General features: G+C 63.5%; 8 protein-coding genes. 5 read left to right on the forward strand and 3 right to left on the reverse strand.

Annotation, left to right across the window (positions count from 1 at the left end; translation table 11 throughout):
• Positions 1-131: 131 nt before the first annotated feature.
• The gene (gene ettA / locus IP68_RS15645) at positions 132-1,811 is read right to left on the reverse strand and encodes an energy-dependent translational throttle protein EttA (protein ID WP_054135950.1); all 1,680 of its coding nucleotides are present in this window, start codon (positions 1,809-1,811) and stop codon (positions 132-134) included.
• Positions 1,812-1,962: 151 nt separating this feature from the next.
• On the opposite strand from ettA, the gene IP68_RS15650 reads away from it, so the two are divergent.
• Together IP68_RS15650 and IP68_RS15655 are read left to right on the forward strand one after the other, a co-directional pair.
• Positions 1,963-3,357, forward strand: a complete 1,395-nt coding sequence (locus tag IP68_RS15650; protein WP_054135951.1) for a M20/M25/M40 family metallo-hydrolase — start codon at positions 1,963-1,965, stop codon at positions 3,355-3,357.
• A 204-nt stretch (positions 3,358-3,561) separates the two neighbouring features.
• The gene (locus tag IP68_RS15655; RefSeq protein ID WP_231684080.1) at positions 3,562-4,101 is read left to right on the forward strand and encodes an RcnB family protein; all 540 of its coding nucleotides are present in this window, start codon (positions 3,562-3,564) and stop codon (positions 4,099-4,101) included.
• Positions 4,102-4,168: 67 nt separating this feature from the next.
• On the opposite strand, the gene IP68_RS15660 is transcribed toward IP68_RS15655, so the two are convergent.
• Positions 4,169-4,657 (reverse strand): SH3 domain-containing protein, encoded by a 489-nt coding sequence (locus IP68_RS15660; protein ID WP_082382425.1) that lies wholly within the window; start codon positions 4,655-4,657, stop codon positions 4,169-4,171.
• 133 nt (positions 4,658-4,790) lie between these two features.
• Between IP68_RS15660 and IP68_RS15665 the strand changes: the two genes are divergently transcribed.
• Together IP68_RS15665 and IP68_RS15670 are read left to right on the forward strand one after the other, a co-directional pair.
• A complete protein-coding gene (locus IP68_RS15665) occupies positions 4,791-5,819 on the forward strand; it encodes a D-glycerate dehydrogenase (protein WP_054135952.1) in 1,029 nt (342 codons plus the stop codon).
• Positions 5,820-5,953: 134 nt separating this feature from the next.
• The gene (locus IP68_RS15670; protein ID WP_054135953.1) at positions 5,954-7,303 is read left to right on the forward strand and encodes an ammonium transporter; all 1,350 of its coding nucleotides are present in this window, start codon (positions 5,954-5,956) and stop codon (positions 7,301-7,303) included.
• Here IP68_RS15670 and lepA read toward each other — a convergent pair whose 3' ends face one another.
• Complete coding sequence (gene lepA / locus IP68_RS15675) at positions 7,304-9,109, reverse strand: translation elongation factor 4 (protein ID WP_054135954.1); 1,806 nt, start codon at positions 9,107-9,109, stop codon at positions 7,304-7,306.
• A 293-nt stretch (positions 9,110-9,402) separates the two neighbouring features.
• Between lepA and IP68_RS15680 the strand changes: the two genes are divergently transcribed.
• Positions 9,403-12,699 carry a TonB-dependent receptor domain-containing protein gene (locus tag IP68_RS15680; RefSeq protein WP_231684081.1) on the forward strand — a complete coding sequence of 1,099 codons (3,297 nt, stop codon included), beginning with the start codon at positions 9,403-9,405 and terminating at the stop codon, positions 12,697-12,699.
• The last annotated feature ends 42 nt before the right edge of the window (positions 12,700-12,741 follow it).

The following is a 12,741-nucleotide window of genomic DNA, read 5'->3' on the forward strand; positions in this document are numbered from 1 at the left end:
CCCTCCCGCTTGCGGGAGGGGTGGCTGAGCCGCAGGCGAAGACGGGGTGGGCCTGATGTTTACGCCGGTTCAGGCCCACCCCGGTTCAGCAAGCTGAACCTGCCCCTCCCGCAAGCGGGAAGGGAGAGGCTTTAGCGCGTCAGCTTCTTATAGCTCATCCGCGTCGGGCGATCGGCTTCATCGCCCAGCCTGCGGCGCTTGTCTTCTTCATAGCTTTCGAAGTTGCCTTCAAACCATTCGACATGGCTGTTGCCTTCGAACGCCAGGATGTGCGTGCACAGTCGATCGAGGAAGAAGCGGTCATGGCTGATGACCACCGCGCAGCCGGCAAAGCTTTCGAGCGCTTCCTCGAGTGCGCGCAGTGTCTCGACGTCGAGATCGTTGGTCGGTTCGTCGAGCAGCAGCACGTTGCCGCCCTCCTTGAGCATCTTGGCCATATGGACACGGTTGCGTTCACCGCCCGAGAGCTGGCCGACCTTCTTCTGCTGGTCCTGACCCTTGAAGTTGAACGCACCGACATAAGCGCGGGTAGGCACATCGTGCTTGCCCAGCTTGAAGAAATCGAGCCCGTCGGAGATTTCTTCCCAGACATTGTGGTTCGGGTCGAGATCGTCGCGGCTCTGGTCGACATAGCCGAGCTTGACCGTATCGCCGATCGCGATGGTCCCGCTGTCGGGCTCTTCCTTGCCGGTGATCAGCTTGAACAAGGTCGATTTGCCCGCGCCGTTGGCGCCGATCACACCGACGATGCCGCCCGGGGGCAGCGTGAACGACAGGTCCTCGAACAGCAATTTGTCGCCATAGGCCTTGGTCAGGCCATGCGCCTCGATCACCTTGCCGCCGAGGCGTGCGGGCGTCTGGATGACGATCTGCGCCTTGCCGGGGCTGCGGTTTTCCTGCGCCTCGACCAGTTCGTCAAACGCACGAATACGCGCCTTGGACTTGGTCTGACGTGCCTTGGGGGTCTGCCGGATCCACGCGAGCTCGTCCTGGATCGCCTTCTGGCGGCCCTCGTCCTCGCGCGATTCCTGCTGGAGCCGCTGCGCCTTCTTGTCGAGATAAGTCGAGTAGTTGCCTTCGTAGACGAAGTATTTTCCGCGATCGAGCTCGAGGATCCAGTTCACGACATTGTCGAGGAAATAGCGGTCATGGGTGACGAGGATCACGTTGCCCGGATAATCGACCAGATGCCGCTCCAGCCACGAGACGCTTTCGGCGTCGAGGTGGTTGGTGGGTTCGTCGAGCAGCAGGATGCCGGGCTTTTCGAGCAGCAGGCGGCACAAGGCCACGCGGCGCTTTTCACCACCCGACAGGTTCGCGACATCGGCATCGCCGGGCGGGCAGCGCAGGGCCTCCATCGCGATCTCGAGCTGGTTGTCGAGCGTCCAGCCATCGACCGCGTCGATCTTTTCCTGCAGCGTGCCCATCTCTTCCATCAGGGCGTCGAAATCCGCGTCCTCCGGCGGGTCGGCCATCAGGTTGCTGATCTCGTCAAAGCGCTCGACCAGATCGGCGACCGGGCGCACCCCGTCCATCACGTTCTGCTTGACCGTCTTGGTGGGGTCGAGTTCGGGCTCCTGCGCCAGATAGCCGACGGTGACGCCCTCGCCCGGCCACGCTTCACCGGTGTACTCCTTGTCGAGCCCGGCCATCACCTTCATCAGCGTCGACTTGCCCGATCCGTTGGGGCCGACGATGCCGATCTTGGCGTCCGAATAGAATTGCAGGTGGATGCCATTGAGCACCGGCTTGTTGGCGCCGGGGAAGGTCTTGGTCAGACCCTTCATGACGTAGGAATATTGTGCGGCCATGCTGAGAAACGCCCTTTGTGGAAAATGGCAGGATTTGACCCGCGCCTTAGCGGCCACGCAGCTTACGGGCAAGACAGCATTGGGCGGGCAGGTTGGCGGAGAGGCAGCATGGCATTGGCAAAGCGCACAAGGCTGGTTAAGCCGTTGCCCCATGAACATGCGCATCCTTGCGGCACTGGCCGCGCTCACCCTGCCCTTCCCCCTTATCGCCCAGCAAAGCCCGGCCCATGACCCTGCCGCGCTCCAGCAAAAGGCGCTGGGGGACAATACCGCTTATGGCATCGTCGAGGATCTCACCACCGAGATCGGCCCGCGGCTCGCAGGCACCGAACGCGAGGCGGCGGCGCGCGCCTGGGCCGTGACGCGGCTCAAGGCGATGGGCTTTGCCAATGTGCGTATCGAACCTTTCGACATGAAGACCTGGGTGCGCGGCATCGAAACCGCCGAGGTCACCGGCCCCTATAGCGGCAAGATGCACATCTCGGCGCTGGGCAATTCGGCCAGCACCGGCGAAAAGGGGCTCGAGGCCGAGGTCGTCTATTTCCGCACGCTGGCGGATCTGGGCGCTGCACCTGCGGGCAGCCTGAAGGGCAAGATCGCCTTTGTCAGCCACAAGATGACCAAGACGCAGAACGGCGCCAGCTATGGCCAGTTCGGCGGGGTGCGGCGGATTGGCCCCAGCCTGGCCTCGGAAAAAGGCGCAGCGGCGATCATCATCCGATCGGTCGGCACCGATTATCATCGCAACCCGCACACCGGTGGCACCAGCTTTGGCGAGAAGGGCGTTCCCATTCCGGCAGCGGCACTCTCGATCCCAGACGCGGAGAATCTCGAGCGCATGATCGCGCGCGCCTCCAAAAAGGGCGAGGCGGTGCGGATGAAGCTGGTCCTCACCCCGCGCCAGATCGGCACCACCCAGTCCGGCAACGTGATTGCCGAGGTGCCGGGCAGCGATCCGGCGGCGGGCATGATCCTGATCGGCGGGCATCTCGACAGCTGGGATCTGGGCACCGGAGCGATCGATGACGGCGCGGGCGTCGCGATCAGCGCCGCTGCGGCCAAGATGATCATGGACGCGGGCACGCCGAAGCGCACCATTCGTGTCGTATGGTGGGGTGCCGAAGAGGTCGGCATTTTCGGCGGTCGTGCTTATGCGGAAAAGCACGGCGCAGCAGGCCATGCGCTGGCGATGGAATCAGACTTCGGCGCCGACCGAATCTGGCAGGTCGATTTCCGGCTGCCGGAAGGCACCGATGATCTGCAGACCCGCATCGCCAACGCGCTTGCCCCCTTGGGCGTCGGGCGCGGCCGCGATGTTGCCGGTGGCGGGCCCGATCACGGCCCGATCGTCGCGCTGGGGGTCAATGCGATCGACCTGCAGCAGGACGGCACCGACTATTTCGACCTCCACCACACCCCCGACGACACGCTCGACAAGATCGACCCCAAAGCGATGCAGCAGAATGTCGCAGCCTGGGTGACGGTATTGGGGATCGTGGCGAATGATCCCGCAGATCTGCTGCCAAAGGCGAAAGTCGCGGAATGAAATCTCTTCGTCATTCCCTCGCAAGCGGGCCCCCCGCGTGCGCGGGGGTGACGAAAAGAGCGTCCGATTTCCCCTCGTTACACCTTGCGACAACATTTCATGAAAATGAGCGCAGCATTCGCAACCCATTCAGATAACCAAGCGTATTCCTGAACATGTCCAGAGCGGTTCCCCCATGCTCCGGCCATGACAGGAGTTACGACTATGAAGATGCTCTCCAAGACCCTGATAGGGACACTGATGCTGGCGACCACACTGCCTGTCGCCACCGTTCCCGCTTTCGCGCAGTCGCGTGGCGAGGTGGTTCGTTCCGAACGCGACGTGCGCCAGGAGCAGCGTGAACTGCAGCGCGAACGCCGCGATGTGCAGGACGCCCGCCGCTATGGCAACGCGCGTGATGTTCGCGAAGAACGCCGCGATGTGCGCGAACAGCGCCGCGACGTCCAGGAAGCCCGCCGCGAATATCGCGAGGATCTGCGCGACTATCGCCAGTATCGCGGCACCAACCGTCAGGCGTTCCGTGGCCAGAACTTCCGCGCGAACTTCCGCTATCAGCAGTTCCGCCCCGGCGTTCGCATTGCACCGAACTATTTCGGCCAGCGCTATGTCGTGAACAACTATCGCAACTATCGCTTGCCCAATCCGGGCGCGCGGCAGGCGTGGGTGCGGCACTATAACGACATGCTGCTGGTCAACCAGCGCAATGGCACGGTCATCCGCGTCATCCCCAATTTCTACTGGTAAGTCCTTTCGCCGGTAGAATGACGGTCCGCCCATCGCTTGGCCCAAGCGATGGGCGGGCCTGATTCCGTCAGGGCGCGCCGGCCCCCCAGATTTCGTCCTGCCGCACCCAGCCTGCGCGGCGATCGACAGCAAACTCGCACCATCCGGCCTCGCAATCACCCAGCTCGCCAACCACGCCAGGCTGCGCGCGCCACATCAGCTTGGCGCTGTCCTGCGGTGCGGCGCGGATCGCGCTCACACTGCCCTGCACGATCGCGGTGCGCTTGCGGCTGAGCATATTGGAGTGCATCCAGCCCGTCCAGCCATCGGGATCCTGGATCTGGCGCCATGTGCCATAGCGCTTGACCACCTTGACCGGCAGGTTCTTGCGCCGGAACACCCATTCGATCTGATAGCTTGCCATCGGCCCGGCGCGGGCAAATGCCTCGTCGCGCTGGATCGACGCCCAATACGGGACTTCGACTTCTGCCTGCGCCTGCACGGGGCTGCCTCCCGGCATCACGACAGCCGCCATCATGCCGCCAAGCACAAGCGCCTTGAACCATGATGTCCGCATATCCCTGTCCCCAGCCCATGGCCCGGGCAAGACGCCCGGCCGAAATTCGCCCCCTGCCCCGCTTACCGGAAAAAACGCCCCGCAAGCAAGTGCTGCAGCTTGACCTTTGCCGGGGTTGCGGCATAGCAAAAACATGCCTGCAAACGCCTCTTCCCAGCCGTCAGCCCCGCAGCATGCACCCGGCGCGCGCCCGCGCGTTGTCGTGACACGCAAGCTCGCTCCCTCGGTCGAAGCGCGCATGGCCGAACTGTTCGATGTTGTCCTGAATGAGGACGATCACGCCTTCAGCCGCGACGAACTTGCTGCAGCAATGGCCGATTGCGATGCGCTGGTACCCACGGTCACCGATGCGCTCGATGCCGAGCTGATCGCGGGTGCCGGAGATCGCCTGAAACTGCTGGCGAATTTTGGTGCCGGGGTCGATCATATCGATCTCAAGGCCGCGCGCGCCAAGGGCATCATCATCACCAACACGCCGGGCGTGTTCACCGACGATACCGCCGACATGACGATGGCGCTGATCCTGTCGGTACCGCGCCGGCTCGCCGAGGGCGAGAAGCTCGTGCGTTCGGGCGAATGGGACGGCTGGAGCCCATCCGGCATGCTCGGTCACCGAATCGGCGGCAAGCAGCTTGGCATCGTCGGCATGGGCCGGATCGGCCAGGCCGTGGCGCATCGCGCGCGCGGTTTCGGCATGGACGTGCGCTATCACAACCGCCGCCGCCTGCCCGAGAGCCTCGAGCAGATGCTCGGCGCGAGCTTCGAGCCCGATCTCGATGCGCTGGTCGCCCAGTCTGACATCATCACGCTTCACTGCCCGCGCAGCCCCGAAACCCGCGGGTTGATCGACGCAAGGCGCATCGGCCTGATGAAGCCCAGCGCCTATCTGATCAACACCGCGCGCGGCGAGATCGTCGACGAGGCAGCTTTGATCGATGCCCTGGAAGCCGGCAGGATAGCAGGCGCCGGGCTGGACGTGTACACCCACGAGCCACAGGTCGATCCGCGGCTGCTCGCGTTGAAGAACGTCGTGCTGCTGCCGCATGTCGGCAGCGCTACCTTCGAAGGGCGCCGCGTCGCCGGCGAGAAGGTCATCGCCAATATCCGCTTCTGGTTCGATGGCCATCGCCCGCCCGATCAGGTGCTCGAAGGCTGGATGTAGTTCGCGCCGCAGCGGCCGCTCGATGCGCGCCGCCGCATGCCAGCGTTAATCGATTGTTTGCCAAACTGCTGCACATTCTGCCCAAACATCGAGCCGGTGTGCACGGCGGTTACGGGAATCGGAAAGTTCAAGGCATGATCGCAAGGCTGGCACGCGCCGCAGTTGTTTCAGCAGCTTTTCTGGCGACCCCCGCATGGGCGGCGCCTGGCGTCATCGATATGGCCGCGATCGATCCGGCGGATTCGGGCGATACCGCCTTTGTCCTGATATCTGCGGTGCTGGTGATGCTGTTTGCCCTGCCCGGGGTACTGTTGATGCAGGCTGGCCGGGGAACCTCGCGGGCAGTTCAGCCGGTGTTCCTGCAGGGCGCGGCGATCGCAGCGCTGGTGTCGCTGCTGTGGGTTGTGGTCGGCTACACGCTGGCGTTCGGAGATGCAGGCGGCGGGGTAATCGGGGGCGGAAATGCCTGGATGCTGATCGCTCTGGGCAATGTCCGCTTTGGCACCGCTGTTCCTGAAAGCGCGTTCGTTCTGTTCCAGATCGCCGGGGCCATGCTGGCTGCGCTGCTGGTCGCGGGTGCCTGGGTCGGGCGCGCCCGCTTTGGCTGGGCGCTGGCCTTTGGCGGACTGTGGAGCCTGATCGTCTACGCGCCGGTCGCGCACTGGATCTGGGGCGGCGGCTGGCTGTTCGGATTTGGCGTGCTCGATTTCGCAGGCGGCATCGCACTGCACTTTTGCGCAGGCATTTCCGCACTGGTCGCGGCACTCATCATCGGACGGCGCGCCGGGTGGCAGGGCGCCGAGATGGCTCCGCACAATCCAACACTGGTGCTGGCAGGCGCAGCCCTGCTGTTCGTCGGCAACTTTGCATTGGCCGGTGGCTGGACGCTGGCCGCCACCGACGATGCCAGCAGCGCGATCATCAACGCGCATGTCGCAGCAAGCGTCTGCGGCCTTGTCTGGCTGCTGATCGAAAAGCTGCGCACGGGCAGCGTCTCCGCCTTGGGACTGGTCAGCGGACTTACCGCAGGCATCGCCGCGATTGCGCCCGCTGCCGGATTGGTGTCTCCGGGCGCTGCCATCCTGATCGGCCTGATCGCCGCGCCCGCCTGCTATTTCGCGCTGCGCTTCGTCACCGAGACGCTGGCCATCGACGACAGCAACCACGCATTTGCTCTGCACGGCGTCGGCGGCCTGATCGGCGCGCTGCTGGTGGCGCTGTTCACGAGCGCGAGCTTCGGCGGAATCGGCTATCCCGATGGCGGCGGCTTTGGCGGCCAGCTACTGGCGCAGTTGATCGGCCTGGGCGCGGTGGCGATGTGGTCGATCCTGGGCACGCTGATCGTCGGCTATGGCATCGCGATGGCCATCCCGATGCGCATATCCAAGGCGGAAGAGACCGGCGAGGCGGTTGTTGCCGCCCCTCTGACGGAGCCGCAGGCGGACCCGGTGGCTATTCCGACAGAGCCCAGCCTTCCGGCCTGATCACTCTTCGCCCATCCTGAGCGCCGCGATAAAGGCTTCCTGCGGGATGCTGACCGAACCGTACTCGCGCATCCGCTTCTTGCCTTCCTTCTGCTTGTCGAGCAGCTTCTTCTTGCGGCTGATGTCGCCGCCATAGCATTTGGCGGTGACGTCCTTGCGCATCGCGGCGATGGTTTCGCGCGCGATCACCTTGCCGCCGATCGCCGCCTGAATCGGGATCTTGAACAGGTGGCGCGGGATCAGGTCCTTCAGCCGCTCGCACATGCCGCGCCCGCGCGATTCGGCGGTGCCGCGGTGGACGATCATGCTCAGCGCATCGACGGGTTCGGCGTTGACCATGATCGACATCTTGACGAGGTCGCCTTCGCGATAGCCGATCTGGTGGTAATCGAACGACGCATAGCCGCGGCTGATCGACTTCAAGCGGTCGTAGAAATCGAACACCACCTCGTTGAGCGGCAATTCGTACGTCACCTGTGCGCGGCCGCCGACATAGGTCAGGTTCTTCTGAATACCGCGCCTGTCCTGGCAGAGCTTGAGGATGCTGCCGAGATACTCGTCTGGGCAATAGATCACCGCCTCGATCCACGGCTCCTGGATTTCGTCGATCTTGGTCGGATCGGGCATGTCCGCGGGATTGTGCAGCTCTATCTCGCCGCCGCCATAGGTCAGCTGGATTTTGTACACCACCGACGGCGCTGTGGTGATGAGGTCGAGGTCGTACTCGCGGGTCAGACGTTCCTGGATGATCTCCAGATGCAGCAGGCCGAGGAAACCGCAGCGGAAGCCGAAGCCCAATGCCGCGCTCGATTCCATCTCGAAGCTGAACGATGCGTCGTTGAGCCGCAGCTTGGAGATCGAGTCGCGCAATTTGTCGAAGTCGTTTGCATCGACCGGGAACAACCCGCAGAACACCACCGGCTGCACTTCCTTGAACCCCGGCAGCGGGGCAGCTGCGGGGTTCTTCACCGTGGTAATCGTGTCGCCGACGCGAGTCTGGCTGATGTCCTTGATCTGCGCGGTGATGAAGCCGATCTCGCCGGCTGCCAGCTCGGGCAGCGTCTCGATTTTGGGGCGCATGCAGCCGACACGGTCGACCAGATGCTCGGTCCCGCCGGCCATGAACTTGATGTTCTGGCCCTTCTTGATCACGCCGTTGACGACGCGCACCAGAATGACGACGCCCAGATACGGGTCGTACCAGCTGTCGACCAGCATCGCCTCGAGCGGCGCATCGCGGTCGCCCTTGGGCGGCGGGATCTTGAGCACGATCTGCTCGAGAATTTCCTTGATGCCGATGCCCGATTTCGCGCTTGCCAGCACGGCTTCGGAAGCATCGAGACCGATGATGTCCTCGATCTCCTTCTTCACCTTTTCAGGCTCTGCAGCCGGCAGATCGATCTTGTTGATGACCGGCAGGATCTCGTGATCGTGTTCGATCGACTGATACACGTTGGCGAGCGTCTGCGCCTCGACCCCCTGCGCGGCGTCGACGACGAGCAGCGCGCCTTCGCACGCGGCGAGCGAGCGCGACACCTCATAGGCGAAGTCGACGTGCCCCGGCGTGTCCATCAGATTCAGCTCGTACAGCTGCCCGTCCTTGGCGGTGTAGTTCAGCCGCACGGTCTGCGCCTTGATGGTGATCCCGCGCTCTTTTTCGATGTCCATGTTGTCCAGCACCTGTGCGGACATTTCGCGTTCGGACAGCCCCCCGGTCTGCTGGATCAGCCGGTCGGCCAGGGTCGATTTGCCATGGTCGATATGCGCGATGATGGAGAAATTTCGGATGTGCTTGAGTTCGGTCATGTCCGCGCGATTAGCAGGGGCTTGCCCCAGTGTCAGCAGGGAAAGCACCGACCGGGGCGCTGTTGCTCCATTGTCACAACCTCGCAGAAAGATGAACCTCCTATGAAGCCAATGTTGCAACTTGGTGGCGAGGGCGAATAGCCTTGCAGCATAAACAGGGACTTCGGCGCGCCACAGAACGACGCCGGGACCTGGCAGGGGAACAGGGCCAGGCGCTTTCAGCGCCCGGATTTATGCACGCACCGATATGGTTCGGTGTGCGATCTCGCCTGTAAAATGGCTTGGGGGTATTCATGTCAAAAGCAAATCTACATTCGAATTTTGTCTCACTGCCTGCGATGGCGACCGCACTGGCGATCAGCGGGCTGGGCAGCCCTGCCGCATTCGCGCAGGATGCGCAGGAGCAGGTCGAAGCGACCGCAGAAGCCACTGAAGGCACCATCGTGGTCACCGGCAGCCGCCTGTCTCGTGACGCAAATGCCACAGCACCGTTGCCGATCAGCACCGTGACTGCAGAGGCGCTCGCTGCAGCGGGCAACTCCGACCCCACGGCAACGCTGCGTCAAATTCCCGCACTGATCTCCTCTGGCACCGTCGCGGATTCGATCGAGCGCGGCGGCGGCGGCATTGGCCAGGCAACGCTCAACCTTCGCCAGCTTGGCTCCAACCGCACGCTGGTGGTCGTGGACGGCTATCGCCACGTTTCGGGCGTCGCCGGCCAGCAGACCGTTGACGTGTCGACCATCCCGGCAGCGCTGATCGAGCGCGTCGAGGTCCTCACCGGCGGCGCATCGGCGATCTATGGCGCAGACGCTGTCACCGGCGTGGTCAACTATGTGCTCAAAAAGGATTTCGAGGGCATCGCGCTCGACGGTTTTGTCAACATGGCATCGCAGGGCGCAGGCGGCAGCTACCGGCTGGACGGCACGATCGGCCACAATTTCGGCGACGGTCGCGGCAACATCACCTTCTCGGCCGGCTATACCAAGGAACTGGAAGTGCTGTTCGGCCAGCGCGACTTCACCCGCGACAACGGCCGCGGCAACAACAGCACCACGTATGCCAACCCCGACCGTCGCTTCCAGCGCGGCGATATCAGTGCCGCTGCGACGCCCAACTTCGCATCGCGCTTCTCGCAGGCCGCTGGGCGCTTCCCGATCGGCTTCGCCATCCCCACTGCAGCCCAGTTCGCCACGCAGTTCCCCGGTCGCACGCCGACCGCAGCTGAGCAGGCGCTGATCGACCGCGCGGCGACCGCACCGTTGTTCGTCATCGGCCGCGATCCCAAGTTCGCGATCAGCTCGGGCCAGGGCCTGATCTTCCGCAACGATTTCGGCTTCTTCAACGCCGACATCAACCGCAACGGCGTCAACGACTGCCGCGAGAGCTATATCGGCCTCACCGGCTTTGGCGGCGGCGGCTGCTATGTCTCAACCCCCGGCGGCGGCGTGAAGATCTTCGAAGACGGTGTGATCTCGACTGGATCGAACCAGTTCGGTGGCGATGGTGCGGTCGAACGCACCAACGATTCATCGCTGATCCCGGAAAGCGAGCGCATTTTCGCCAACCTGCGCGCGAACTATGAGTTTTCGCCTGCGGCCAACGTGTTCATCGACGCCAAATATGCGCGCAACACCTCGGTTTCGCGCAACAACTACAACACCTTCTACGACAGCCTGCTGATCTTCCCCGACAACCCGTTCATCCCTGCGGTGCTGCAAGCGGATGCGAACCAGGCGGGCGGCCTGCGCGTCAGCCGTGACTTCCTCGATCTTGGTCCCAACATCCAGCGGGCCAAGCGCGAAACCTATCGCATTGTCGGCGGCCTCACCGGCGATATCACCGATCACCTGAAGTATGAGCTGGTCGGCAACTACGGCCGCACCGACAGCCAGGTGACCCAGGGCAACTCGGTGCGTTACGACCGTCTGTTTGCCGCGATCGACGTGGTGCGCGGGCCCAATGGCCAGCCGATCTGCCGTTCGGACATCAGCGGCGTGCCGCATCCGGGCAGCGAAATCTTCCCGGTGATCGCACCCGGCTTCTTCACCTTCCGCCCCGGCGATGGCCAGTGCCGGCCCGCCAACATTCTGGCAGGCCAGAATTCGGTGAGCGCAGAAGCGGTGAACTTCATCACCACGCCGACCACCGACCGCTTCCGGCTTGAGCAGATCGTGTTCACCGGCATTGTCAGCGGCGATACCGGCGGCTTCTTCAACCTGCCCGGCGGTGCGATCCAGTTCGCGGTCGGCGGCGAATACCGCAAGGAAAAGTCGCGTTCGCGGTTCAGCGATCTTGAACTCGGCCTGCTGCCGGAAGGCTCACCCGCCGGCCCTGCCGGTACGTTCATCGGCGATATCTCGGACAATCAGTCGCTGCTATTCGACGCATCAGCCCGCACCTTCAACGCCGGTGGTTCGTTCGACGTGATCGAGGCATTCGGTGAAATCTCGATCCCGATCCTCAAGGACACGCCGTTCTTCCACGAACTGACCGTGGGCGGCGCAGCGCGCTATTCGGATTATTCGACCGTCGGCGGCGCGTTCACCTGGAACGTCAACGGCATTTGGGCACCGATCCCCGATATCCGTTTCCGCGGCACCTATTCGCGCGCCATTCGCGCGCCGAATATCGCCGAATTGTTCGATCCGGCTCAGGGTGCGACCTTCCGTCCCGCCGATCCGTGCGATCTGATCAACCAGTCGGCCACGCCCAACCGCCTGCCCAACTGCATCGCGGCGGCCACCGCGCTGGGCATCGCCAACCCCACGACCTTCCTCGCCAACTACAACGACCCGCTGACCGCGCGTTTCTCCGGAACCAGCGGCGGCAATCCCAACCTGACCGAGGAAACCGCCACGACCTTCACCGTCGGCGGCGTGCTGCAGCCGCGCTTCCTGCCCGGCCTGACCGTGTCGGTCGATTACTACTCGATCAAGATCGAGGATGCGATCGCAGCGGTCACCGCGCAGGACATCGTCAACACCTGCTATGACAACACCACCTTCCCCAACCAGTTCTGCGACCTGTTCACCCGCAACGGACCTGGCTCGGGACCGACGACCTTCGGGTTCAACTTCCTGCGCCAGACCCAGCTCAACTTCGGCAAGATCGAAACCGCAGGCATCGATGCCTCGATCGATTACCGCTTCTCGATCGGCGGCAGCAACATTGCGCTGAACATCGCGGGCAACTGGACCGACAAGGTCAACCGGTTCTTCGATCCGGTGGACACCACGCTGGTCAACCCCGGTCTCAACGAGCTGGGTGCGCCCGAATGGTCGGGTGTGGGATCGGTGACCTACAACCGCGGACGGTTCACGATGAACTATTCGCTGCAATATGTCGGCAAGCAGGCTGCTGCATCGGTGATCCAGATCGAGCGTATCGAACGCGAGTTCGGACCCGCAGGCTTCGCGCCGGAATACTGGCTGCACAACATCTCGGCCAGCTATGACGTCGCGGAGAACTTCACGATCACCGCCGGCATCAACAACGTGTCTGACCGCGAGCCTTACCTGGCAAGCTCGGCCTTTCCGGTCAGCGGCATCGGCCGCACCTTCTTCATGGCGGCGGGCGCCAAGTTCTGATCGCCTGAAGTCCTTGAATAAAAAGGGGTCGCGTTTCCTTGG

It is taken from the genome of Blastomonas sp. AAP25, assembly GCF_001295965.1.
Taxonomy (GTDB): domain Bacteria; phylum Pseudomonadota; class Alphaproteobacteria; order Sphingomonadales; family Sphingomonadaceae; genus Blastomonas; species Blastomonas fulva.

Bases quoted from the DNA above. Each gene is read 5' to 3' on its own strand.
- IP68_RS15680 (WP_231684081.1), top strand. From the start codon at position 9,403: ATGTCAAAAGCAAATCTACATTCGAATTTTGTCTCACTGCCTGCGATG.
- IP68_RS15670 (WP_054135953.1), top strand. From the start codon at position 5,954: ATGATCGCAAGGCTGGCACGCGCCGCAGTTGTTTCAGCAGCTTTTCTG.
- ettA (WP_054135950.1), bottom strand. From the start codon at position 1,811: ATGGCCGCACAATATTCCTACGTCATGAAGGGTCTGACCAAGACCTTC.
- IP68_RS15650 (WP_054135951.1), top strand. From the start codon at position 1,963: ATGAACATGCGCATCCTTGCGGCACTGGCCGCGCTCACCCTGCCCTTC.
- lepA (WP_054135954.1), bottom strand. From the start codon at position 9,109: ATGACCGAACTCAAGCACATCCGAAATTTCTCCATCATCGCGCATATC.
- IP68_RS15660 (WP_082382425.1), bottom strand. From the start codon at position 4,657: ATGCGGACATCATGGTTCAAGGCGCTTGTGCTTGGCGGCATGATGGCG.
- IP68_RS15655 (WP_231684080.1), top strand. From the start codon at position 3,562: ATGAAGATGCTCTCCAAGACCCTGATAGGGACACTGATGCTGGCGACC.
- IP68_RS15665 (WP_054135952.1), top strand. From the start codon at position 4,791: ATGCCTGCAAACGCCTCTTCCCAGCCGTCAGCCCCGCAGCATGCACCC.